The sequence below is a fragment of the Pseudonocardia sp. OZ21 genome (genome assembly GCF_059359135.1).
The window spans coordinates 38,065-60,305 of sequence record NZ_JCADBN010000002.1 but is presented as its reverse complement, the minus strand read 5'-3'; the positions used below and the strand labels follow the sequence as shown (position 1 = coordinate 60,305).

General features: G+C 72.3%; 23 protein-coding genes and 1 riboswitch. Of the genes, 10 read left to right on the top strand and 13 right to left on the bottom strand.

Going from position 1 to position 22,241, the window contains the following annotated elements; genetic code table 11:
- Positions 1–2 precede the first annotated feature (2 nt).
- Together AC5L35_RS03990 and AC5L35_RS03985 are read right to left on the bottom strand one after the other, a co-directional pair.
- Positions 3–317 (bottom strand): DUF4235 domain-containing protein, encoded by a 315-nt coding sequence (locus tag AC5L35_RS03990; protein WP_495058152.1) that lies wholly within the window; start codon positions 315–317, stop codon positions 3–5.
- Positions 314–550 (bottom strand): hypothetical protein, encoded by a 237-nt coding sequence (locus tag AC5L35_RS03985; RefSeq protein WP_495058151.1) that lies wholly within the window; start codon positions 548–550, stop codon positions 314–316. The genes AC5L35_RS03990 and AC5L35_RS03985 overlap by 4 nt, the downstream gene beginning before the upstream one ends.
- A gap of 74 nt (positions 551–624) precedes the next feature.
- Here AC5L35_RS03985 and AC5L35_RS03980 point away from each other — a divergent pair, with 74 nt between their 5' ends.
- Positions 625–1,110 carry an ATP-binding protein gene (locus tag AC5L35_RS03980; RefSeq protein ID WP_495058150.1) on the top strand — a complete coding sequence of 162 codons (486 nt, stop codon included), beginning with the start codon at positions 625–627 and terminating at the stop codon, positions 1,108–1,110.
- A gap of 23 nt (positions 1,111–1,133) precedes the next feature.
- Here AC5L35_RS03980 and AC5L35_RS03975 read toward each other — a convergent pair whose 3' ends face one another.
- The 5 genes from AC5L35_RS03975 to AC5L35_RS03955 form a co-directional block, all read right to left on the bottom strand.
- On the bottom strand, positions 1,134–1,982 hold the full coding sequence (locus AC5L35_RS03975) for an AfsR/SARP family transcriptional regulator (RefSeq protein ID WP_495058149.1): 849 nt from the start codon (positions 1,980–1,982) through the stop codon (positions 1,134–1,136).
- A gap of 236 nt (positions 1,983–2,218) precedes the next feature.
- Entirely contained in the window at positions 2,219–3,178 is a 960-nt protein-coding gene (locus AC5L35_RS03970; protein WP_495058148.1) for an ATP-binding protein, read from the bottom strand.
- Entirely contained in the window at positions 3,175–4,068 is an 894-nt protein-coding gene (locus AC5L35_RS03965; RefSeq protein WP_495058147.1) for an MEDS domain-containing protein, read from the bottom strand. Before AC5L35_RS03965 ends, AC5L35_RS03970 begins: the two co-directional genes overlap by 4 nt.
- 169 nt (positions 4,069–4,237) lie before the next feature.
- Complete coding sequence (locus AC5L35_RS03960; RefSeq protein ID WP_495058146.1) at positions 4,238–5,803, bottom strand: acetolactate synthase large subunit; 1,566 nt, start codon at positions 5,801–5,803, stop codon at positions 4,238–4,240.
- Positions 5,800–6,330 (bottom strand): OsmC family protein, encoded by a 531-nt coding sequence (locus tag AC5L35_RS03955; protein WP_495058145.1) that lies wholly within the window; start codon positions 6,328–6,330, stop codon positions 5,800–5,802. The genes AC5L35_RS03960 and AC5L35_RS03955 overlap by 4 nt, the downstream gene beginning before the upstream one ends.
- A 73-nt stretch (positions 6,331–6,403) precedes the next feature.
- On the opposite strand from AC5L35_RS03955, the gene clsA reads away from it, so the two are divergent.
- The 5 genes from clsA (at position 6,404) to AC5L35_RS03930 (ending at position 9,281) form a co-directional block, all read left to right on the top strand.
- Positions 6,404–7,030 carry a cardiolipin synthase ClsA gene (gene clsA, locus AC5L35_RS03950; protein WP_495058144.1) on the top strand — a complete coding sequence of 209 codons (627 nt, stop codon included), beginning with the start codon at positions 6,404–6,406 and terminating at the stop codon, positions 7,028–7,030.
- A 9-nt stretch (positions 7,031–7,039) separates the two neighbouring features.
- Positions 7,040–7,426, top strand: a complete 387-nt coding sequence (gene gcvH, locus AC5L35_RS03945; RefSeq protein WP_495058143.1) for a glycine cleavage system protein GcvH — start codon at positions 7,040–7,042, stop codon at positions 7,424–7,426.
- A gap of 109 nt (positions 7,427–7,535) precedes the next feature.
- Positions 7,536–7,988, top strand: a complete 453-nt coding sequence (gene garA / locus AC5L35_RS03940; RefSeq protein WP_169394764.1) for a glycogen accumulation regulator GarA — start codon at positions 7,536–7,538, stop codon at positions 7,986–7,988.
- 103 nt (positions 7,989–8,091) lie between these two features.
- A complete protein-coding gene (locus AC5L35_RS03935; RefSeq protein WP_495058142.1) occupies positions 8,092–8,565 on the top strand; it encodes a bifunctional nuclease family protein in 474 nt (157 codons plus the stop codon).
- Between the two features lie 137 nt (positions 8,566–8,702).
- Entirely contained in the window at positions 8,703–9,281 is a 579-nt protein-coding gene (locus AC5L35_RS03930; protein ID WP_169394762.1) for a MerR family transcriptional regulator, read from the top strand.
- Positions 9,282–9,285: 4 nt separating this feature from the next.
- On the opposite strand, the gene AC5L35_RS03925 is transcribed toward AC5L35_RS03930, so the two are convergent.
- Complete coding sequence (locus AC5L35_RS03925; protein WP_495058141.1) at positions 9,286–9,576, bottom strand: YiaA/YiaB family inner membrane protein; 291 nt, start codon at positions 9,574–9,576, stop codon at positions 9,286–9,288.
- Between the two features lie 154 nt (positions 9,577–9,730).
- A riboswitch (glycine riboswitch) is annotated at positions 9,731–9,841 on the top strand.
- Positions 9,842–9,990: 149 nt separating this feature from the next.
- Between AC5L35_RS03925 and gcvP the strand changes: the two genes are divergently transcribed.
- Positions 9,991–12,858: an aminomethyl-transferring glycine dehydrogenase gene (gcvP, locus tag AC5L35_RS03920; protein WP_495058140.1), complete on the top strand. Its 2,868-nt coding sequence runs from the start codon at positions 9,991–9,993 to the stop codon at positions 12,856–12,858.
- 936 nt (positions 12,859–13,794) lie between these two features.
- Here gcvP and AC5L35_RS03915 read toward each other — a convergent pair.
- From AC5L35_RS03915 to AC5L35_RS03905, 3 genes are read right to left on the bottom strand one after another with little or no spacing between them, the layout of a single operon-like run.
- Positions 13,795–14,676: a 3-methyladenine DNA glycosylase gene (locus tag AC5L35_RS03915; protein WP_495058139.1), complete on the bottom strand. Its 882-nt coding sequence runs from the start codon at positions 14,674–14,676 to the stop codon at positions 13,795–13,797.
- A 56-nt stretch (positions 14,677–14,732) separates the two neighbouring features.
- Positions 14,733–15,785: a hemolysin family protein gene (locus AC5L35_RS03910; RefSeq protein WP_495058138.1), complete on the bottom strand. Its 1,053-nt coding sequence runs from the start codon at positions 15,783–15,785 to the stop codon at positions 14,733–14,735.
- Positions 15,778–17,133, bottom strand: a complete 1,356-nt coding sequence (locus AC5L35_RS03905) for a hemolysin family protein (protein WP_495058137.1) — start codon at positions 17,131–17,133, stop codon at positions 15,778–15,780. The genes AC5L35_RS03910 and AC5L35_RS03905 overlap by 8 nt, the downstream gene beginning before the upstream one ends.
- 334 nt (positions 17,134–17,467) lie before the next feature.
- Between AC5L35_RS03905 and coaA the strand changes: the two genes are divergently transcribed.
- Positions 17,468–18,430: a type I pantothenate kinase gene (gene coaA, locus AC5L35_RS03900; protein ID WP_495058136.1), complete on the top strand. Its 963-nt coding sequence runs from the start codon at positions 17,468–17,470 to the stop codon at positions 18,428–18,430.
- 40 nt (positions 18,431–18,470) lie between these two features.
- Positions 18,471–18,923 carry a MarR family winged helix-turn-helix transcriptional regulator gene (locus tag AC5L35_RS03895; RefSeq protein ID WP_495058135.1) on the top strand — a complete coding sequence of 151 codons (453 nt, stop codon included), beginning with the start codon at positions 18,471–18,473 and terminating at the stop codon, positions 18,921–18,923.
- Between the two features lie 2 nt (positions 18,924–18,925).
- On the opposite strand, the gene AC5L35_RS03890 is transcribed toward AC5L35_RS03895, so the two are convergent.
- Both AC5L35_RS03890 and asnB read right to left on the bottom strand, forming a co-directional pair.
- Positions 18,926–19,720 (bottom strand): DUF427 domain-containing protein, encoded by a 795-nt coding sequence (locus AC5L35_RS03890; protein ID WP_495058134.1) that lies wholly within the window; start codon positions 19,718–19,720, stop codon positions 18,926–18,928.
- A gap of 56 nt (positions 19,721–19,776) precedes the next feature.
- Entirely contained in the window at positions 19,777–21,642 is a 1,866-nt protein-coding gene (asnB, locus tag AC5L35_RS03885) for an asparagine synthase (glutamine-hydrolyzing) (protein WP_495058133.1), read from the bottom strand.
- Between the two features lie 113 nt (positions 21,643–21,755).
- Between asnB and AC5L35_RS03880 the strand changes: the two genes are divergently transcribed.
- Entirely contained in the window at positions 21,756–22,214 is a 459-nt protein-coding gene (locus AC5L35_RS03880) for a MarR family winged helix-turn-helix transcriptional regulator (RefSeq protein WP_495058132.1), read from the top strand.
- Positions 22,215–22,241: the final 27 nt, after the last annotated feature.

The following is a 22,241-nucleotide window of genomic DNA, read 5'->3' as shown; positions in this document are numbered from 1 at the left end:
CCTCACACCTCCGTTCGACCACGGACCGGTGCCCGCGGCGCGTCCAGGAAGCGCCGCACGCCCTTCATCCCGTACCGGTCCACCGCGGTCTTGATCAGACCGAAGATCGCGCCCTGCAGCGTGGCGGCGAGCAGCACCTCGCGGGTGCTGTAGTCGTTCGACAGCGGCTGCGGTGTCTCGTCCTCGTTCGACAGCTTCTTCCACACCAGCGCGAAGACCTGCCCCGCCACCAGGCCTCCGATCATCCCGAAGATCAGGCCGATCGGCTTGTAGGCGAGCTTCGCGAGTCCGGTCAGCTCGTTTCCGTCGCGCTTCATGCCGGCTCCTCGGCGCGCGCCTCGGCGCCGGTCTCCCCGGCGTAACCCGCGTCCTGACCACTCACGCGTCCGACGAACTCCTCGTTCTCGTCGGTACCGGTGGTGCCGGCGCCGTCCGGGTCGGCTCCGGAGTCGTCGGGGTGCTTCTTGCGGTCGGGGTCCACCCCACCGGTCTCGCGGGTGCTCGCGAGATTCGGGTCGGCGGCCACGTCGGGCTCGGAGGAACCATGCATGAACGGCGAGTACCCGATCGGTGCCTCGGTGACACGGTTTGGACCTTGCTGAGCCGGGCACCACTGTCTGCGTGGTGGACGACGGAGCGATCACGTACCTGGGTGACCAGCGGTCGGACCGCAGGCTGCGGTTACGGCACCACGCGCGTGCGGCCGAGCTGAGTGCGATCCGCAGACGGATCTCCGCGTGGGCAGGTGGCAACCACCTCCCCGCCCACACGGTGGTCGACCTGCAGCTCGCCGTCGGGGAAGCCGTGGCGAACGGCGTCGAGCACGCCTACGTCGCCGACCCGGACGCCGACCGTCCGGACGCCGGCGAGGCCGCCACCGTGGAGGTGGAGCTGGAGCTCGACGGGAGCCCGTCCCGACCGGTGGTTGCGGTGACGGTGACGGACCACGGCCGGTGGCGACCGGTGCCGGTGGACCCGGGACACCGTGGTCGCGGGCTCGCCCTCATCCGGGAGCTGTCACGACGGATGCAGGTGTCGATATCGGGCCAGGGGACCCGCGTGTGCTTCGAGATCCCCCTGGACCGGTTGCAGCAGTCGTCGGCGGGTTAGACCCGCCCGACGACGCCCGGAGCTCAGCGCGTGGAGGTGCCCGGGACCGAACCACCGGCGACGAGGCGGCGCGAGCCGGGGGCCGCGGCGCCGCGGACCGAGCGCAGACCCGGCAGCTGCACGGCGGAGCGCGGCATCGGACGGCGTGCCCGCAGCACCGGCCACGCGGGCGACGGCGGGAACAGTGCCTCGAGCCCGGACGGCGCGGGGCCGCCGACGCTCGACCGCAGCAGCTCCTGGTAGTCGTCGTACTCGGCGACGGCGGCGGCGATGTTGCCCTCGGCGAGGTGGGCCTCGATGAGGGCGCGGCGGGCGCTCTCCCGGCTCGGCGCGGTCTGCACGGCGGTCTGCGCCATCGCCACGGCCTCGTCGTAGCGGCCGGCCGAGGACAGCCGCATGCTCCGCTCCTCGATCGCGTGCAGCCGCAGCTGGCGGAACCGCTCGCGCTCCACGGCGATCCACGGGGCCGTCCAGCCGGGCAGGATGTCGGCCGACAGCAGCGCGATGTCCGGGTCGTGGTTGGTGGGGATCTCGGGCATCGCGCGCACGAGCCCCATCGCGTCGGCGAGGTCGACCTCGACGTCGGCGGCCAGCGCCATCGGCGCGGTCTCGTCGTCGTCCTCGACGAACAGCTCGGGTACGTCCACGGCCGCTACGGCGTCGGCCAGCATGCGCGCGGCCGCATCGGCGGGAACACCGGGCCACAGGTCGGCGGCGAGACTCGAGCGCTCCTGCGGCCGGGGGTGCACGGCGAGGTAGGCGACGAGTCTGCGGGAATCGACTCCGAGCGGCACGGTGGCGTCGTCGGTGGTCAATGTGAAGGAGCCGAGCACGGTGACCCGGCGCCGGCAACCGGAGTGAGCCTGCATCATGCGAGATCGTCGCTGGTCGTCAGACATGGTGGTCCCAAATGTGATGGTGCCCGAATGTGGTGCTGACTATGGTTGTGCCCGAAGCTGGTGCTACGCATGTGGCCTGTCGGCGTCCCGATGGCGCACGAGCCTGCGAAGGAGTGTTCTCCCGACCGGGCCTGTTGCCAAGGGGCATATTCGTCACACTCACGGCCGGGCGCGGGCCATGCGGGTGACGCGCCGGACGCGATCTTACGTCACGGGGTGGCCTGCATGCGGACGTGGGTGCCCCAGCGGTCGGCCCACACATGGAGCGTGTCGCACAGCTGACGGGCGATCCACACCCCGCGGCCGCGGGGGTCGGAGGGGTGGGGGGCCTGCAGTCCGGGCAACGGGTCGGCGAGCACGCCCCTGTCGTGGATCTCGCACACCACCCCGCTGCCGGTGCTGGTCCAGATCGCCAGCTCGGCTTCGGACGCACCGTGCTCGACGGCGTTGGTGGCCACCTCGTTGACGGCCAGCACGAGGTCCTCGGCGCGGGACCGGCCGTAGCCTGCCGCCCGCAGGGCCTCCTCGACGGCCGTGCGCACCTCGTGCAGCTGCCACGCGCTGAACGTGATCCGCAGGTCGGGTGGTCCGAGCAGCGCAGGCGCAGGAGCGGGCCGCATCGTGAGGACGTCGCGCGGGCAGCGGTGCTGGGGGTTGTGCACGAGCCTGCCGTCGACGAGCAGCAGCGGGTGGTTGTGCCGGGCGCCGTCGAGGATCTCGAGATGGAGGGGCAGGTCCGGGTAGAAGCACGTCATCCGCACCGGGAGGTCTGCGAGCGCGACGTTCAACGCCGCGTCCAGCTCGGTCCAGAAGCTGCCGTCGGCGCCGTCGAGCAACGCGGTGTGCTCGGTCAGTACGGTGACCGGTCCGCCGGTGCTGGAGGTCAGCTCGCGCAGCTCCAGCGCCCTGCGCGTGGCCACGGTCTGGCCGGAGGCGCCGTCCGGGCCGTCGGGGTGGCCGAGCTGGATCAGCCCCGTCGTTGCCCCCAGCTGGGCGTGCAGCGCCCGCTCCGTGCGCGGACGCAACGCGTGCGCGACCGGCTCGCCGCGCGCGAACCCCGCCACGGCCAGTCCGACGAGCTGGGCGAGCAGGTCGGCGTCCGATCTGTGGTAACCGACCGCGTGCTCGAGGCGGACCCCGACGGCCGAGCGGGTGGTCTCGATTCTCATCGGGCCTCCGAAGACGCGTACTCGGGACGGGACTGCACGACGAGCTGCGCGGCGAACGGTGCACCGCAGCGGTCCAGCACGCGCAGCACACGCGGCCGCACGCCGGTGAGCACGAGGCGGTGGGAGCTCGGGAACTCCTCGGCCGCGTGCACGAGGCTGACGGCCCCCGCGACGTCGAGGAACCGCAGTGACGACAGGTCGAGAGTGATGTCGGTGGGCCCGGCGTGCGACCGCAGCGCCTGGTCGAGCGCCGTCTCGAGCAGCCTGCGGATACGGGGGCGGTTGCTGTGGTCGACCTCGCCCGCCAGCCGCGCGTTGCCTGCGCCGGTGCTGGTGATCCGCAGCAGGTTGTCGTCGTAGATCGCGGGCACGACGAGCTCGGTGTGGTGACGGGCGCGCAGCTCCTCGATCGCGCCCTCGGGGAAGCGGCGCCGGTCGTAGAGGCACAGGACCCGGGCCTGGCGGACCCGGACGACCTCGTCGAAGACGGTGTCGTACTCGAGCAGGGAGGCCCCGCCCGCGCGCCTCAGGCCGTAGTTGAACTGTCCCGTGACCCGGATGCCGGTGTATCCCCGCTCGAGCGCGCCGTCGACGGTGCTGCAGATGAGCTCCCGCACCTGCGGCGGCGGGCTGCGCAGCGTGGCGCGTGTGGTGTCGGGCGAGACGATGGCGAAGCTGCCTTCGCGGAGCGACTCGGCCACCGCCACGCGGTCGTCGGTCAGCCGCTCGAGGACGCCGTCGACGGTGCCGTCGTCGAAGTACACGACCTGCTCGCCCGCGGCCAGCCCGGCGGCCACGAACGCGGCCGTCATCTCCCAGAGCTGCTCGTCGCTCACCGGGACGGCGCAGGCGTGGTCGACGGACCGCAGCTCCCCGACCGTTCTCGTCATCACGCATCCCTGCGGTGCCGCCCGCCATGGACCCGGACGCGGCGACCCCAGCACGGGGGAGAACGCTGCGTCACGTCCGCGACACTCTACGTCCGCTCACCGGGTGTCCGGTTCGTTCGGGTACGGGGCCGGGCGGCGAAACGGCGATCAGCCGCGACGAACGGGGCCGTCACGCCACCAACGGTGGCACCATCACCTCCACGAGGTGCGGGCCCGGCTCCGCCGAGGCCCGGCGCAGTGCATCAGCCATCTCCTCGGCCGTCGTCACCCGCACCCCCGGCACGCCCATCCCGCGGGCGATCGAGACGAAGTCGAGGTCGGGTCCGCCGAGGTCGAGAAGGGCCTTCGCCCGCTTGCCGTCGCGCTCGACGAGGCCGGCCGCTCCGACCTGCTGCAGCTCCATCCGCAGGATGGCGTAGGCGTTGTTGTTGTAGAGCACAGTGGTGACGTCGAGCCCCTCGCGGGCGTGGGTCCAGAGCGCGGAGATCGTGTACATCGCGCTCCCGTCGGCCTGCAGGCACCAGACCGGCCGGTCCGGGCATGCCACGGCCGCACCCGTGGCCGCGGGCAGCCCCCATCCGATCGCCCCACCCGTAAGGGTGAGCCAGTCGTGGCGGGGCGCGCCGGCGGTGGCGCCGGGCAGTGCGAACCCGGACGTGATCGCCTCGTCGACGACGATGGCGCCCTCGGGCAGCAGCGCGCCCACCACGGCGGCGGCGCTCGCGACGGTGAGCGCACCCGTGGGCAGGTCGGGGCGCGCCGGCGCTGCCACGCGGGCCGTCGTGTCCGGGGCCACGAGGTCCGCGAGCTCGTCGAGGGCCGCGGCGGCGGCTCCTTCGCGGGCCACCACGGTGTGCACTTGACAGCCCGGGGGGACCAGGTCCGACGGCTTGTCGGGGTAGGCGAAGAACCCCACGGGGGAGCGGGCGCCCACGAGCACCAGATGCCGCGCCCCCGCAAGCTGGTCGACGGCCGTGTCGACCTGGTAGGCCACCCGATCCACGGGAGCGACGCCCGCCCCGCGTTCCAGGCGCGCCGGGAACGTCTCGGTGAGGACCTTCGCCCCGGTCGCGGCGGCGATCCGATCGGCGGCGGCGAGGCCGCCGGCCCGGGTGGCGTCGCCACCCACCAGCAGGATGCACGGCTCACCGGAGCGCAGCGCGTCGGCCGCGGCCCGCACCGCGTCGGGGTCGGCTCCGGCCCGGGGCCGGGGGGCAACCGGGTCGGCGACCACGCCGCCGTCGGGCTCCCAGCTGACGTCCGCGGGCAGGACGAGGGTGGCGACCTGGCCCTCCCGGGCCGCGGCCACCGCCGCGGCGGCGTCGGCGCCGACCTCGGAGGTGAGAGCGCTGTGGCGCACCCATCCCGACATCGAGCCCGCGATCGCCCCGATGTCGGACTGCAGCGGGGCGTCGTACTTCACGTGGTAGGTGGCGTGGTCGCCGATGACGTTCACGAGCGGTGTGGCGCCCCGGCGGGCGTTGTGCAGGTTGGCCAGGCCGTTGCCCAGCCCGGGGCCGAGGTGCAGCAAGGTGGCCGCCGGCCGCTCGGCCATGCGGGCGTAGCCGTCGGCCGCCCCGGTGGCGACGCCCTCGAACAGGGTGAGGACGGCGCGCATCTCGGGCACACCGTCCAGCGCCGCGACGAAGTGCATCTCCGAGGTGCCGGGGTTGGCGAAGCAGACGTCCACCCCGCTGGTCACGAGGGACCGGATCAGAGCGTGAGCGCCGTTCACCGGGCCCCGGTCCCGTCGGTTCCTTCGGTCCGTACCTCCACCGCCGTGGCGGGTGAGGACACCAGCGTCTGCAGTACCACGCAGTAGCGCTCGGTGAGCTTCATGAGGGTGGCGACCTGGTCGGCGTCCGCGGTCGTGTCGAGGTCGAAGGTCAGCCGGATGTCGCGGAAGCCGACGGGCGCCTCCTTGTCGACGCCCAGCGTGCCGCGGAAGTCGAGGTCGCCCTCGGCACGGACCGCGCCGCTCACCTCGAGCCCCAGCGACGTGGCGACCGCGCGCAGCGTGACGCCTGCGCAGGCGACCAGTGCCTCCAGCAGCATGTCGCCCGAGCACAGCTGGGAGCCGTCCCCGCCGGTGGCCGGGTGGAGGCCGGCCTCGGCCAGCGTGGTCGCGGTGCGGACCCGGCAGGCCACACCGGTGCCGTCGAGCTCACCCTCGGCTCGCAGCGTGATCAACGCCGCGTCCGGATCATCCCGGTAGCGGGCCTTGAGCGGGGCCTGTGCTTCTCGCAGCGAGATCGTGTCCATGGCAAGGATCCTGCCCGGGAGAGCTCTCGTGTGCACCCGCGAATGGCGCGCGGTACCCCAGTACTCTCCTGATGTGCCCGACCTGCCGACCACGCGGCCCCGGGCCGACCGCATCGTGACGGTCCCGAACCTGCTCAGCGTGCTGCGGCTGGCCGGGGTACCGCTGTTCCTCTACCTGCTCCTCGTCCCGCGCGCCGACGGGTGGGCGATCCTCGTGCTCGCGGTCGGCGGGTTCACCGACTGGCTCGACGGGAAGCTCGCCCGCTTGCTCGGGCAGTACAGCCGCCTCGGCGCCCTGCTCGACCCGGCGGTGGACCGGCTCTACATCCTCGCGGCGCTCGTCGCACTCGGCGCCCGCGACGTCGTGCCGTGGTGGGCCGTTGCGGCGCTGGTGTGCCGCGACCTGGTGCTGGGTGCCACGCTGCCCCTGCTGCGCCGCCGCGGCTACGGCCCCTACCGGGTCACCTACATCGGCAAGGGCGCCACGTTCCTGCTGCTGTACGCGTTCCCGCTGCTCCTTCTCGGCCAGGGCACCGGCTGGTACGCCGAGCTGGCGCGGCCGTTGGGGTACGGGTTCGCGATCTGGGGCACCGCGCTCTACCTGTACTCGGGCGCTCTGTACCTCGCCCAGTTCGTGCTGGCGATGCGCTCCGATGCGGCGCCGCCGGGGGTCGCGGGCGCCGCCAGGAGCGGGGACTAGAGTCGTCGCGTGATTCCCGAGGACCTCCGCTACACCGAAGCTCACGAATGGGTGCGCGACCTGGGGGACGGGGTGGTTCGGATCGGCATCACCGACCACGCCCAGTCCCAGCTCGGTGACGTCGTGTTCGTGCAGCTGCCGTCTGTCGGTGACTCCATTGCCGCGGGCGGGGTGGTGGGGGAGGTCGAGTCGACCAAATCGGTGTCCGACATCTACGCTCCGGTGTCCGGCACGGTGGTCGCCGTCAACGAGTCCCTCGAGAACAGCCCTGAGCTGATCAACACCGGGCCGTACCAGGCAGGCTGGATGATCGACGTCCAGCTGGCCGACGGCGCCTCCGGGACACCGGAAGGCCTGCTCGACGCCGCGGCGTACAGCGAGCTGACCGGAAGCTGACCGGCCCGGAACCGGACGCCGCCGCGCGGTAGGTTTGTTGGACCCACGGCACGTGGGGCCGCCACATCACAGAACGACGAGCTACATCCATGCAGGAGGAGACCCCGAGGTGACCACGAACGACGGGCCCGGCGTACCCCCGGAGCGTTCCCCGGAGACCACCTCGGTCTTCCGTGCGGACTTCCTCTCCGAGGTCGAGCCCCCCGCCCAGGACCAGCCGGTCTCCGGCGTCGACGCGCTTCCGGCGGGCTCCGCCCTGCTGGTGGTCAAGCGCGGGCCCAATGCGGGGTCGCGGTTCCTCCTCGACCGCCCGTCCACCAGCGCGGGCCGCCACCCCGACAGCGACATCTTCCTCGACGACGTCACGGTCTCGAGGCGCCACGCGGAGTTCCGCAGCGATGCCGGCGAGTTCGTCGTGGTCGACGTGGGCAGCCTCAACGGCACCTACGTCAACCGCGAGCCGGTCGACACCGCCGTGCTGGCCAACGGTGACGAAGTGCAGATCGGCAAGTTCCGGCTGGTCTTCCTCACCGGCCCGCGCGAGTCCGGCGCCACCGGCTGAAACAGGCGCCAAGACAACGGCTCGCCGCCCGTCCGGAGGCGGGCGCGGGCCGGGTGCGCCGTGTAGCGTCGACACTGCAGGACCGTCAGGAGGAGGGAAGCGCATGAGCGAGATGCGCGTCGTGGGCGTCCGGGTCGAACTGCCCGCGAACCAGCCGATCCTCCTGCTGCGGGAGACCAGCGGCGACCGGTACCTCCCGATCTGGATCGGTTCGGTGGAGGCCACTGCGATCGCCCTGGAGCAGCAGGGGGTCAAACCCGCCCGACCGCTCACCCACGACCTGCTGAAGGACGTGATCACGGGGTTGGGGCGCCGCCTGGAGCAGGTGCGGATCACCGACCTCCAGGAAGGCACGTTCTACGCCGAGCTCATCTTCGACGGCGGGATCAAGGTGTCGGCGCGGCCGAGCGACTCGGTGGCGCTCGCACTGCGGATCGGGGTGCCGATCCACGCCGACGAGAGCGTACTCGCCGAGGCAGGTCTGGTCATCCCGGATGAGCAGGAGGACGAGGTCGAGAAGTTCCGGGAGTTCCTGGACTCGATCTCGCCCGAGGACTTCCGCGGCGCCCAGCCGTAGGCCTCGAGAGGCCATTCGGCCTCGACACGCCCAGCACCGGGTGACTCGCGGCGGCGCGCCGCGTTGACCGGCCGCGCGCACGCGCTTACCGTCGGCTGTGACGGCCCGCCCTTGCGGGCCCCGGCGGAAGGAGCTCGGTGGAGAACCCGCCGTCCGGCTCACCCGAACAGGGCGAGCTCTTCCCCGATCCCTTGCTGGGAGCCGGTCTCGACGGAATGCCGGATCAGCTCGTCGGCTTCCGGGGGCCTACTGCCTGCCAGGTCGTGGGGATCACCTACCGGCAGCTCGACTACTGGGCCCGCACCGGTCTTGTCGTCCCCTCCATCCGTGGAGCGGCAGGTTCGGGTTCGCAGCGGCTGTACTCCTTCAAGGACGTGCTCGTCCTGAAGGTCGTGAAGCGGCTCCTGGACGCCGGGGTGTCGCTGCAGAACATCCGCGTGGCCGTCGAGCACCTGCGTCGCCGCGGCATCCGTGACCTCGCGGGTATCACGCTGTTCAGCGATGGCACCACGGTGTACGAGTGCTCCTCTCCCGAGGAGGTCGTCGACCTCCTGCAGGGCGGTCAGGGTGTCTTCGGTATCGCCGTCAGCGGCGCGATGCGGGAGATCAGCGGCTCGATCAAGGACTTCCCGGTGGAACGCGCCGACGGTGGCAGCGTCGACGAGAGCCCGGAGGACGAGCTGTCCCGACGCCGCGCCCGCCGCGCCATCAGCTGACGCCTCACGCATCGACCTTGAACGGGTCGTGTTCGGCGAGCAGTTTGTCGAGGCGCGCCTGGTCCACCCGGCTGATCACGCCCGCGCTCTCCTGCCGGTCGCGCACGCACTTCGCCAGTGTGAACGCGGATGTCACCACGTAGAGCACCGCGAGGGCGAGGAACGCGCGGACCCACGGGTCGGCAGGCAGGTAGGCGACGGCCAGGCCGATCGCGATGAGCGAGACGGCGAACGAGATCACGGCCTGGACGTGGAAGGCGGCGGTCGTCGGAGCTGCGGGCGGCGTCGTGGTCATGACGGAAGTCTGAGGTGCGAGCCATCCCGGTCGCATCGGAAGAACTACGTATCCGGTGCGTTTGCGGGCAGAGCTCCGGGTCCGGACACGAACCTGACATGCGGCGCGCCGGGGATCGGTCCGCCGGGAGGGCTACCATGTGCCCGGTAGTCGCCGAACCCGCGCGGGAGAGTCCCGGACGTCGTCGCAGCTGACACGTCGTACGGGCGCCGAAGGAGCAAATCCTCCCCGGAATCTCTCAGGCATCCAGGACCGCTCGGGCGAGACGCCTCTGGAAAGCGACGGGCGTGCCCGTCCGCCGACGGGGAAAGCCCGCTCTGCACGGGGTGAATCTCTCAGGCGCCCGGGTACCCGGGCGGGGACAGAGGGGGAGGGCAGCAGTTGCCTGCCCAATCGCCTGACCTCGGAGGCCCCGTGACCGACGACCGCCCCGCGCTGACCGACCTCGAGCGGGGCATCCCCTTTGTCGAACGGCACCTCGGCCCGCGTGCCGCGGAGCTCGACACCATGCTCGCCACGATCGGGGCCGAGTCGCTCGACGCGCTCGCCGACGCGGTGGTGCCCGACAGCATCCGCGACCGGGAGACCGTCGGTTCCACGCTCCCACCTGCGGCGTCGGAGACCGAGGTCCTCGCCGAGCTGCGCGCCCTCGCGGCCCGCAACACGGTGACCGTCCCGATGATCGGGCTGGGCTACTCGGGCACCGTCACGCCGCCGGTGATCCGCCGCCACGTGCTGGAGAACCCGGCTTGGTACACGGCCTACACGCCGTACCAGCCGGAGATCAGCCAGGGCCGGCTGGAGGCGCTGCTGACGTTCCAGACCACCGTCGCGGACCTCACCGGGCTGCCGGTCGCGGGGGCGTCGCTGCTGGACGAGGCCACCGCGGCCGCCGAGGCGATGACCCTGCTGCGCCGGGCAGGCCGTGCCGCGTCGCCGCGGTTCGTCGTGGACGCCGACACCCTGCCGCAGACGATCGAGGTGCTGCGCACCCGCGCCGAGCCGCTCGGTATCGAGCTCGTGGTGGCCGACCTGGGCGACGGGCTGCCCGAGGGTGAGCTGTTCGGGTTGCTGCTGTCCTACCCGGGCGCATCGGGGGCCGTCACCGACCCGACCGCGCTGATCGCGGAGGCGCACGAACGCGGCGCGCTGGTGGCCGTGGCCGCCGACCTGCTGGCCCTCACCCTGCTCACCCCGCCCGGGGAGCTGGGAGCCGACGCCGCGGTGGGCACCACCCAGCGCTTCGGGGTGCCGCTCGGCTTCGGTGGCCCGCACGCCGGCTATCTGTCGGTGCAGCAGAAGCACGCCCGGCAGCTGCCCGGTCGGCTCGTGGGCCTGTCCCGCGACGCCGACGGGAACCCTGCCCTTCGCCTGGCTCTGCAGACCCGTGAGCAGCACATCCGCCGGGAGAAGGCCACGTCGAACATCTGCACCGCGCAGGTGCTGCTGGCCGTCGTCGCCGCCTGCTACGCCGTCTACCACGGGCCGGAGGGGCTGCGCCGGATCGCGCAGCGGGCCCACCGGATGGCGGCCGTGCTGGCGGCAGGCCTGCGGGCCGGGGGAGTGGAGGTGCTGCACGGGGAGTTCTTCGACACCGTGCAGGCACACGTGCCGGGCCGGGCCGAGGAGGTGGCCGACGCCGCGCACGACGCCGGTATCTCCGTGCGCCGGGTGGACGCCGATACGGTGGGTATCGCCTGTTCCGAGGTGACCACCGTGGCGCACCTCGAGGCGGTCTGGCGGGCGTTCGGCGTCTCCGGGGACGCCGTGGCGCTCGATGCCGCCACCGAGGACGCCCTGCCGGCCGGGCTCGCCCGCACCACCGAGTTCCTCACGCACCCGGTCTTCCACGAGCACCGCTCGGAGACCTCACTCATGCGCTGGCTGCGTCGCCTCGCCGACGCCGACCTGGCGCTGGACCGCACGATGATCCCGCTGGGGTCGTGCACGATGAAGCTCAACGCGGCGGTCGAGATGGAGCCGATCTCCTGGCCCGCGTTCGCCGACCTCCACCCGTTCGCGCCCGAGGCCGACGCCGAGGGCACGCTCGCCCTGATCTCCGACCTGGAGCGCTGGCTCGCGGAGCTCACCGGCTACGCCGCCGTGTCGTTGCAGCCCAACGCGGGCAGCCAGGGCGAGTTCGCCGGCCTGCTCGCGATCGCGGCCTACCACCGCAGCAGGGGGGAGGCGCACCGCGACGTGTGCCTGATCCCGGCGAGCGCCCACGGCACCAACGCGGCGTCGGCGGTGATGGCCGGGATGCGGGTGGTCGTGGTGGCCACCTCGCAGACCGGCGACGTCGACCTCGACGATCTGCACGCCAAGATCGCCGAGCACGGCCCGGCGCTGGCCGCCCTCATGATCACCTATCCGTCCACGCACGGCGTGTTCGAGACCCGGGTCCGCGAGGTGTGCGACGCCGTCCACGAGGCGGGTGGCCAGGTCTACGTCGACGGAGCGAACCTCAACGCGCTGGTCGGGCTGGCCCGGCCGGGTGCGTTCGGCGGCGACGTGAGCCACCTCAACCTGCACAAGACGTTCTGCATCCCGCACGGCGGCGGCGGCCCGGGCGTCGGGCCGGTGGCGGTGGCCGAGCACCTGGCCCCGTTCCTGCCCGGACGCGGGGGACCGGACGGAGTGGGCGCGGTGTCCGCGGCTCCGCACGGCAGCCCCGGAGTGCTGCCGATCTCGTGGGCCTACATCCGGCTGATGGGCACCGACGGGCTGCGGCAGGCGACCCTCACCGCCATCCTGACGGCCAACTACGTGGCGAAGCGCCTGGGCGAGCACTACCCGGTGCTCTACGCGGGGGAGCAGGGCCACGTCGCCCACGAGTGCATCCTCGACCTGCGCGGGATCACACGTGACTCCGGCGTCTCCGTCGACGACGTGGCGAAGCGGTTGGCCGACTACGGCCTGCACGCCCCCACCATGTCGTTCCCGGTGGCCGGCACGCTGATGGTGGAGCCCACCGAGAGCGAGGACCTCGCCGAGATCAACCGCTTCGTCGACGCGATGGTCGGGATCCGGGCCGAGATCGCGCGGGTGGCGGCGGGGGAGTGGCCGGTCACGGACAACCCGCTGCGCGGCGCCCCGCACACGGCCGCCTCCGTGATCGACAAGTGGGACCACCCGTACCCGCGCGAGCTCGCGGCCTACCCCACGGGCGTCACCCCGGGCGTCCACGACCGCAAGGTCTGGCCGCCGGTGCGCCGCATCGACGGCGCCCACGGCGACCGCAACCTGGTGTGCAGCTGCCCGCCGGTGGAGGCCTACGCGTAGGACGCCGAGGCGCCCGGGGGGTGATGAGGGCGGCGGTCCGCCGCCCTCATCACCCCCCGCCGAATTGCCCCCCACCGTTGTCAACGAATCAATGACGCCAGCAACTCGTGAACGAGAGATTGACCAGTGCGCTGGCCGAGAAAGACAGCAGGCCGGGCTACGGGGGAGTGGGGCGCCGGCCGGACCGGGGCGGCCGATGACGGCGGCGGTCGCGCCTGTGGGGGAGCGGCGGCGTCGCGTGGCGCATGATCGTTACGAGATCCGGGGTTCCGCCCTTCGGAGGGCCGAAGGGCGAATCTCGCGCCGATGAGCAACGCCGGCGGCCGGACGGGAGGCTCGTACGAACCGGGATGATCGTTCCCAGACACGGCTCTTCGCCCTCGCAACGGCAGAACCGCCGGTCTCGTGCGGATCAGGAGCCCCGTGCTGGCGACTCGCGCAGCAAAACCGGGCGACTCGCGCACCGGAACTGGGCGACTCGCGGGGGCTGAAGGGTCAGCCACGGGTCCCGCGCACGCTGGGTGGGACGGCGCGGCGCGGCAACGCCGCATGATCGCTGCGAGATCCGCCTGTTCGCCCGGCGAAGGGCCGAACCCCGGATCTCGCGCCGATCACTGGCGACTCGCCGGCCAAAAACGGGCGACTCGCGGGCCGGAAGTGGGCGACTCGCGCGGCTGGCGGGTCACTCGCGGAGGTCGGCGCGGCTGGGGGCGGGGGAGGGGCGCCGGTCGTGCCGTGCGGGCGGGTGTGCCCCCTCCTGGCCACCCGCCCGCACAAGGAAGAAGCGCTGGGTGCGGGCCTGATACACGGACTTTGGATCACTCGGGGATCGACGCCTGCTCTGCTTCACATGTCAATCGTTCATTGACGCCCACATGTCGTCGATCAAACATTGACCGACGGACCACGCCAAGAAAACAGCAGGGCCGGGGAACCTCAGGCGGGGAGGAGGGCCTCGCACAGCTCGACGAGGCGGCGTCGCAGCGGGACGGCGCGGCGGCCGAACCCGGCCTGGGCGCGGGCGTACTCGGCCCGGCCGGCCGGGGTCTCGATGTGGACGGGGGAGTAGCCGTAGCCCGAGAGGTCGTACGGGCTGGCGCGCATGTCCAGCTCCCGTACCTCGACGGCGAGGGCGAAGCAGTCGGCCACGAGCTCCGCCGGTGTGGCGGGCAGGAGCTTGTAGGCCCACTTGTAGAGGTCCATGGTGGCGTGCAGGCAGCCGGGCTGTTCGTTGGCGACCTGGTCGGCCCGCTCCGGGGTCATGGCGTTGAGCGGCCGCGCTGCCGGGGTGAAGAAGCGGAAGGCGTCGTGGTGGGTGCAGTGCACCGGGAGTGACTCGACCACTGCGTCGGTGCCGGCCGCGCCGAGCCGCAGCGGCACCTGCTCGTGGCGGGGGGCGTCGCTGCGGTACACCATCGCCCACTCGTGGAGCCCGAAGCAGCCCAGCCGGGCCGGGCGGGACGCGGTGGCGCGGAGCAGGTCACGCACGAAGGACGCGGTGGCGGCGACGCGGGCCGGGAGGGCGTCGACGTCGAGCCGCACGCCGTCACCGTCGCGGACGTGGCCAGGAACCGCCAGCACCTCGTCGCCGCCCAGCAGCAGAGCGCCCGGGCCGGGCTGCCACTGCTCCAGCCGGACCGGGCGCAGGGAGTAGTAGGTGAACAGGAAGTCCATGACGGGGTGCGGCTCGCCGCGGCGACGACGTTCCCGGTGGGGCACGGTCCACCGTTCGACCCGGGCCCGGTGCGCGGCCGCGCGCTCCCTCCACACCGCCTCGTCGAGGACGAGGGGTGCAGCGCAGGTGAGCTTGCCCGTCACGACGGCCCACGCTACCGCCCGGCCGGTAGCCGGCCGGGCGGCACGTGGCGTGCCCGTCAGGCCTGGGCGCGCGGGGCGTGCGTGGCGTCGCGGACCTCGCCGACGTAGTGCTCCACGAGGTCCTCCATCGCCACCACACCGACGGTCTCGCCGCGCCCACCCACCACGCGGCCCAGGTGGGCGCGGGAGCGGCGCAGCACGGCGAGCGCCTCGTCGAGCCGGAAGGACACCGGCACCTCGGGGAGACCGCGGATCCGCTCCACCGGCACCGCGGCCGTCGGGTCGTCCACCAGGTCGAGGATGTCCTTGATGTGGAGATAGCCGGCGAGAGTGCCGTCGGCTGCCTGCACCGGGAACCGGGAGAAGCCGGTGTCGGCGACGGCCCGTGCCACGTCGTCGACCGTCGGGTCGGCAGGAAGGGACACCAGCTCCTCGGTGGTGACGAGGACGTCGGCGACGGTCGCCTCGGCCGAGCTGAGGGTGCGGCTGAGACGGCTGGACTCGTGGTCGTCGAGGAGGCCTTCCCGCCCCGACTCGGCGATGAGGTCGGCCAGCTCACCGGAGGTGAAGGACGACTCGAGCTCGTCGCGGGGCTCCACGTGGATGAGCCGCAGGACGCCGTTGGCCATCACGTTGAACCCTTCGATGAGGGGGCGCATCAGCTTGGTGAAGATGAGGAACGGCGGCACCAGCCAGATCGCCGTGCGCTCGGGGCCCGCGATGGCGATGTTCTTCGGCACCATCTCGCCGAGCAGGATGTGCGCGACGACCACGATGGCCAGCGACACCGCGAACGCGATCGGGTGCAGCACGGCGTCCGGTAGGCCTGCCCACTCCAGGGGCCGCTCGATGAGGTGCGCGACCGCCGGTTCGCCGAGGCGGCCGAGCAGCAGCGAGCAGATCGTGATGCCGAGCTGGGACGCCGCCAGCATGCGGGAGAGGTCGGTGCCCGCCCGGAGGACGGTGCGCGCGGCCGGCGTGCCGGAGGCGGCCATCGCCTCGAGCCGGTCGCGGCGGGCGGAGATGAGGGAGAACTCGGCGCCGACGAAGAAGGCGTTGGCGGCCAGCAGGGCCACGGCCGCGAGCAGGGCGAGCAGGTCGTTAGCCACGTGCGGCCTCCTCACGTTTGGCGCTCGGGGCAGGGTCGGTGCTGCCGGCCCTGGCCAGCCGCAGCTCCGCGATCCGGTTGCGGTCGCGGCGCATCACCGTGAGCCGCCACCCGTCGACGACGATGTCCTCACCGACGTCGGGGATGTGGCCCAGCCGGGCCAGCACCAGCCCGGCGAGCGTCTCGTAGTCGCCCTCGGGCATCTCGAACCCGGTGGCCTCGGCCACCTCGTCGCCGCGGAGCAGGCCGGACACGAGCCAGCTGCCGCGCCCGAGCGGACGCACCCGCGCCTGCTCGGCGCGGTCGTGCTCGTCACGGACGTCGCCGACGATCTCCTCGATGAGGTCCTCGAGGGTGACGATGCCCGCCGTGCCGCCGTACTCGTCGACGACCACGGCGAGCTGGAGACCGGAGTTGCGCAGCCGCGTGAGCAGTTCGTCGCCGTCGAGCGACTCCGGGACGGTCGGGACCGTCTGCACGATGCCGCGCAGCGCGACGCGCCGGCGTTCCTGCGCGGGGACGCCGAACGCCTGCTTGACGTGCACCACGCCGAGCACGGCGTCGGGGTCTCGGTCGTGGACGATGAACCGGGAGAACCCGCTGCGCCGGGACAGGGAGACCAGGTCGGCGACGGTGTCGTCGGCGTCGAGGGACTCGACCCGCACCCGTGGGGTCATCAGGTCCTCGGCGACGCGGTCGGTGAAGCGCAGTGAGCGGTCGAGCAGGGTGGCGGTGCCGGCGTCGAGGGTGCCGTGCTCCGCGCTGGTGCGCACCAGCGAGCTCAGCTCCCGCGGTGACCGGGCCGAGCGCAGCTCCTCGGCCGGCTCGATGCCCAGCCGGCGCACCACGGTGTTGGCCGCGCTGTTCAGCCCGGTGATCAACCAGCGGAACGCGTGGGCGAACCCGCTCTGCAGCCAGACCACGGCCCGTGCCGTGCGCAGCGGGTCGGCGATGGCGAGGTTCTTCGGTACGAGCTCGCCGAACACCATCGACAGCGCCGTGGCGAACAGCAGCGACAGCACGGTGGCGATGCCGGCGGACAGTCCGTCCGAGATGCCGAGCGCGGTGAGCCCCGGCCGGAACAACGACGCGATGGCGGGCTCGGCGATGTAACCGGTGACCAGCGTGGTGACGGTGATTCCGAGCTGGCTCCCGGACAGCTGGAAGGACAGGTTGCGGTGGGCCTTCTGCACGGTGCGGGCGCGCCGGTCGCCGACCTCGGCGACGTGGCCGTCGACCTGGCTGCGTTCGAGCGCGGTGAGGGCGAACTCCGAGGCGACCGAGATCGCCGTGCCCAGCGTGAGCGCGGCGACCGCGATCAGGCCGAGAATGGACAGCAGAACGCTCATCGCTCGTCCTCGCTGCGCTCGGTCGGCCCGACGGGAGACGTCACCGTGCGAAGGCCCTGTGACACTGATTCGCTCGCAAGCTCGCTCATCGGCGGTACTCGCCACGGGCGCTGCGGCAGGGCGGATGGGAATGCCGGGTAGGACCCGGCCTACTACTGCAACCCGGCGCAGCGGGGTGTGCAGGGGGCACGGGCGTGCTCCTCGTCAGGTGGAGCCTCCAGTCTAGGGTGCGTCGCGCCGGTCGGCTGACCGCGGCCCGCGCGCCGGATTTCCGACGTCATGCCGGTCACGTCTCGAAGCGGTGACCGACTGTGGGGATCTAAGTTGCACGGTCATGGACGTCAGTCGCAACGGTGCGCGCGAGGCGTCCTCGCCGTTCGTGGACTTCGATCGGGAGGCGTGGGCGAAGCTGGGCGAGAACACGCCGCTGCCGCTCACGGCGGATGAGCTCGACCGGGTGCGCAGCCTCGGTGACGAGGTGGACCTCGACGAGGTGCGCGAGGTGTATCTGCCGCTCTCACGGCTGCTCACGATGCACGTGCAGGAGGGTGGCCGGCTCTACCGCGCGTACCGGACCTTCCTCGGCGCCAACACCGCCCGCACCCCGTTCGTGATCGGGATCGCGGGCTCGGTGTCGGTGGGGAAGTCCACCACCGCGCGGCTGATGCGGCTCCTGCTCGCCCGCTGGCCCCAGCATCCGCGCGTCGAACTGGTGACGACCGACGGGTTCCTGCACCCCAACGCCGAGCTGGAGCGGCGCGGGCTGATGACCCGCAAGGGCTTCCCGGAGTCCTACGACCGGCGCGGGCTGCTGCGGTTCGTCACCGAGGTGAAGGCCGGGCGCTCCGAGGTGACCGCCCCGGTCTACTCGCACCTGGTGTACGACATCGTCCCGGACGAGCGGCTCACGGTGCACCGCCCGGACATCCTCCTGCTCGAAGGCCTCAACGTCCTGCAGCCCGCCCAGCCCGCGCGTGAGGGCGGCGCAGCGCTGGCGGTCAGCGACTTCATCGACTTCTCCGTCTACGTCGACGCCGCCACCGACGACATCCGGCGCTGGTACGTCGAGCGCTTCCTGCGGCTGCGGGAGACGGCGTTCCGGGACCCCGAGTCGTACTTCCGGCGCTACGCCGCGCTCGACGAGGCGGGCGCGATCGCCCGGGCCGAGAGCATCTGGGCGGAGATCAACGGGCCGAACCTGGAGCGCAACATCAAACCGACACGGGGGCGGGCGAGTCTCGTGCTGCGCAAGGGTCCGAAACACAACATCACCGGCATCCGTCTCCGCAAGGTATGACCCCGGCGACGCCCGTGGCCGGACCTGGCACGATGGGCCGATGACCAGCGCTGAGCGCGTGGACACCGACGAGCAGACCGACCTTGCAGCCAGGCTGCGGCTGGTCGTCGGGAGGTTGCACCGCCGTATCCGTATCGACGGCCGGGAGTCGATCCCGCCGCTACAGCTGTCCGCATTGGTCACTGTGGAGCAGCACGGGCCATTGCGGCTCTCCGAGCTCGCCCGCCGGGAGGCGGTGACGGCGCCGACGATGAGCCGGGTGCTCGCCTCCCTGGACGACCAGGGGCTCGTCATCCGCACCCCGGATCCCAACGATGCCCGCGGGGTGCGGATCGTGCTGTCCGAGGACGGTGCCGCACGGCTGGCCGAGGTCCGCTCGCACCGCACGGCGTTGGTGGCCCGGCGCCTGGCCCGCCTCGACGTGGAGCAGCGCCGCAACCTCGACGCTGCGATGCCGGCGCTGGAGGCGCTGCTCGTGGACGACGACGACTGAGGTCAGGCCGGCTCGCCGTCCACCAGCACCCGCAGGTCGTCGTGCAGGAAGCTGACGCGGCCGCCGATACCGGTCGACTCCGGGAACGGCTGCGGGTAGGCCCAGGCGGCGTCGGTGAGCTCTCGGCCGTCGGGCAGCCGGACCGTCCAGTAGTCCGCGTCGCCCTTGTACGGGCAGTACGTACTGGTGGTGGTCGGCTCCAGCGGCACGAGCACGTCGTCGGGGGAGAGGTACCAGCGCAGTGACAGCCCGGTCTCGGCGAGCGCCACGGGAGCGTGCGACTCGGCCACGACCGTGTCGCCTGCGAGGACCTGCACGTGCCGGCTGGACCGGCGGACGTCCACGCGGTGGTACGGGTCGGTCAGGGCCCGCACCTGCTCGTCCTCGTCGAACCAGGCGTCTGCGGCCTCCCAGTACAGCGAGGCGTAGCCGGCCAGCCACGAGGCCTCGGGCGTGGGGTCGGGGTACGTCCAGAGCGCGTCCTGCACGAAGCGGTCCCCGACCTGCAACGACCGGTAGGTGGCGTCGCCCTTGAACGGGCAGTGGGTGGTGAGGTCGCTGGGGACGAACGCCGAGGCGTCGAGGTCGGTCTCCGGAACGTAGAACCGGGCCGGGAGTGCGGTCTCGTGCAGCAGGACGCCGCGGGTGGTGTCGAGCACCGTGCGGCCGGCGACCTCGGCGCGGACGCGGCGCGGGAACGGGTGCATCAGGAGCTTGTGGGCAGGTCCGTCGATGCGGTAGTTGACGGTCTTCGGTGCGTGCGCCGACAGGGGCGCGTCACTGCGAGTCAGGCCCATGCAACCGCCAACGCCGCTCGCTCCCCCAGACTTCCCGGGGGAGCGAGCGAAGCGCGTCAGATGTCGACGGTGACCTGGTAGTCGGTGAGCCAGGCGTCGAGCGCGAGCACCTGCTCCTGCTGGAACCGTGCGCCCACCCCGGACCGACGGGTGATCGGCTCGGCCAGCTGTCCCCGCAGGGCGTCGCGGTCGAGCAGCGGGGCGACGGGCGAGTCGGGCCGGTCGAGCAGCGTGGAGAGCTGCTCGCGCAGTCCGCGCTCGTAGCCGTCGTCCTGCGTGGACGGGTACGGGCTCTTCACCCGCTGCACCACCGACTCGGGCAGCAGGTCCGCGGTTGCGGCGCGCAGCAGGCTCTTCTCCCGGCCGTCGAAGGTCTTGTGCGACCACGGCGTGCCGAAGACGTACTGGACGAGGCGGTGGTCGCAGAACGGCACCCGCACCTCGAGCCCCACGGCCATGCTCATCCGGTCCTTGCGGTCGAGCAGGACGGGCAGGAAGCGCGTGAGGTAGAGGTGACAGATCTCGCGCATCCGGCGTTCGTGCGGGTCGGCGGCGGCCGGCCCGGTCAGCGCCGGTACCGCCGCGATCGCCGTCCGGTACTGGTCGGCGACGTAGGTGGGCAGGTCGAGCTGCTTGGTCAGGGCCTGGTCGAACACGTCCGGTTTGGTCATGTCGCGGTTCAGCATCCGCCCTGCCAGCCAGGGGAAGGTGTCCGCGGCGATGGTGTCGGCGTCGAAGAAGTCGCGGTAGCCGCCGAACACCTCGTCGGCCGACTCTCCGGACAGCGCCACGGTGGACTCCCGCCGGACCGCCTGGAACATCAGGTAGAGCGACGTGTCGAGGTCGCCCGTGGTGACCGGGAGGTCACGCGCGTGCAGCGTGGCGGCGCGCGCAGCGGGGTCCATCAGCTGCGCGGTCGAGAGGGTGATGTCGCTGTGGTCGGTGTGGACGAACTCGGCCACCGCGTGGGCGTACGGGGAGTCCGGGGTGGACCGCACCTCGTCGGCGACGAAGTTGTCCGTGTAGCCGGTGAAGTCGACGGAGAACGACCGCACGCGCCCGGTGCTGTGCCGGGCGGCCAGGGCGGTCAGCGCGGAGGAGTCGAGGCCGCCGGACAACAACGTGCACAACGGCACGTCGGACACCAGCTGACGCTGGGCGGTGTCCTCCAGCAGCTCCCGCACGTGCTGGACCGTGGTCGGCACGTCGTCGGTGTGGCCGGTGTCCTCCAGCTGCCAGTACCGCAGCTCGCGGATGCCGTCGCGGTTCACCCGCACCACATGGCCGGGGGGCACCTCCCGGAGCCCGCGGAACACCGCATTCCTCGTGTTGCCGGTGAGGGTGAGCGCCCGGCGCAGCCCGTCGGCGTCCAGGACCCGCTCGGCCAGCGCGTTGGCCAGGATCGCCTTCGGCTCCGACCCGAACAGCACGCCGTGCGGGGTCGGGTAGTAGTACAGCGGCTTGACGCCCAGCCGGTCGCGCACCAGCACCAGCTCGCGGGCGGCGGAGTCCCAGATCGCGTAGGCGAACATCCCGTTCAGCTCACGTACGGCGTCCCGCGGGTCGTTGCGGCCCCACTCCTGATGGGCGTGCAGCACCACCTCGGTGTCGCTGCTGGTCTCGAACCGGTGCCCCCCGGCGGCCAGTCGCTCGCGCAGCTCCCGGAAGTTGTAGGTCTCCCCGCTGTAGACCAGCGCCAGCGCGGTACGCCCCTCGTCCTGCAGGGCCATCGGCTGCCGGCCGCCCGGGAGGTCGATGATCGCCAGCCTCCGGTGGCCCAGCGCGGCCGGCCCGTCGACCCACGTGCCCTCGTCGTCCGGACCGCGGCACGCCATCGTGGCGGTCATGTCGGCGAGCTCCCGGCGCGCCTCCGGGGTCCCCAGGTCGTGCTCGTAGTCCACCCATCCGCAGATGCCGCACATAACTGCCCCTCTAGCTGATCGTTACGTTTCTGTAACTACCATTGCACGCCGCAACGTTGCATCGTGCAACGAAGTACGCTCGGTTCGTGCCAGAACATCCCGATCGGTTTTCGGTGACTCTGCTCACGTCCGACCCGGTCGGCGGGGTCGAGCGCGAGCTCACCGTGTTCCTCCGCCGGACCCTGGAGTCGGTGTGGTCGCGCGGCTACGGAGACGGACCGGTGGACCGCTACACCTATCCGGTGCTGGTGATGCTCGCCGAGCGCGGTCCGCTGGGGCTCGGTGAGCTCGCGTCCCGGCTCGGACTCACCAAGCCCACGATGAGCCGGCACGTCGCCCGGCTCGCCGGCGCAGCGCTGGTGACGACCCGCCCCGACCGCCGGGACACGCGCGCGGTGGCCGTCGTCCTGACGCCGGAGGGGGTCGAGCGGGTCGAGCGCGTCCGGGACGTGCGCCGGAGGACGTTGGGGACGGTGCTCGCGAACTGGTCGGAGGCCGACAGCGAGGCGCTGGCCCACCTGCTGGGCCGCCTCAACGCCGACCTCGACCGCCTCCGCGACGAGGGCGCCTGACGGGACGCTGCCCTGACGGGACGCTGC

Coding starts and splice junctions, on each gene's coding strand:
- AC5L35_RS03965 (WP_495058147.1), bottom strand. CDS start 4,068: ATGACGAGAACGGTCGGGGAGCTGCGGTCCGTCGACCACGCCTGCGCC.
- AC5L35_RS03970 (WP_495058148.1), bottom strand. CDS start 3,178: ATGAGAATCGAGACCACCCGCTCGGCCGTCGGGGTCCGCCTCGAGCAC.
- AC5L35_RS03935 (WP_495058142.1), top strand. CDS start 8,092: ATGAGCGAGATGCGCGTCGTGGGCGTCCGGGTCGAACTGCCCGCGAAC.
- AC5L35_RS03925 (WP_495058141.1), bottom strand. CDS start 9,576: ATGACCACGACGCCGCCCGCAGCTCCGACGACCGCCGCCTTCCACGTC.
- AC5L35_RS03975 (WP_495058149.1), bottom strand. CDS start 1,982: ATGATGCAGGCTCACTCCGGTTGCCGGCGCCGGGTCACCGTGCTCGGC.
- AC5L35_RS03985 (WP_495058151.1), bottom strand. CDS start 550: ATGCATGGTTCCTCCGAGCCCGACGTGGCCGCCGACCCGAATCTCGCG.
- coaA (WP_495058136.1), top strand. CDS start 17,468: ATGGACGTCAGTCGCAACGGTGCGCGCGAGGCGTCCTCGCCGTTCGTG.
- AC5L35_RS03890 (WP_495058134.1), bottom strand. CDS start 19,720: ATGGGCCTGACTCGCAGTGACGCGCCCCTGTCGGCGCACGCACCGAAG.
- AC5L35_RS03905 (WP_495058137.1), bottom strand. CDS start 17,133: ATGAGCGTTCTGCTGTCCATTCTCGGCCTGATCGCGGTCGCCGCGCTC.
- AC5L35_RS03895 (WP_495058135.1), top strand. CDS start 18,471: ATGACCAGCGCTGAGCGCGTGGACACCGACGAGCAGACCGACCTTGCA.
- AC5L35_RS03990 (WP_495058152.1), bottom strand. CDS start 317: ATGAAGCGCGACGGAAACGAGCTGACCGGACTCGCGAAGCTCGCCTAC.
- AC5L35_RS03955 (WP_495058145.1), bottom strand. CDS start 6,330: ATGGACACGATCTCGCTGCGAGAAGCACAGGCCCCGCTCAAGGCCCGC.
- asnB (WP_495058133.1), bottom strand. CDS start 21,642: ATGTGCGGCATCTGCGGATGGGTGGACTACGAGCACGACCTGGGGACC.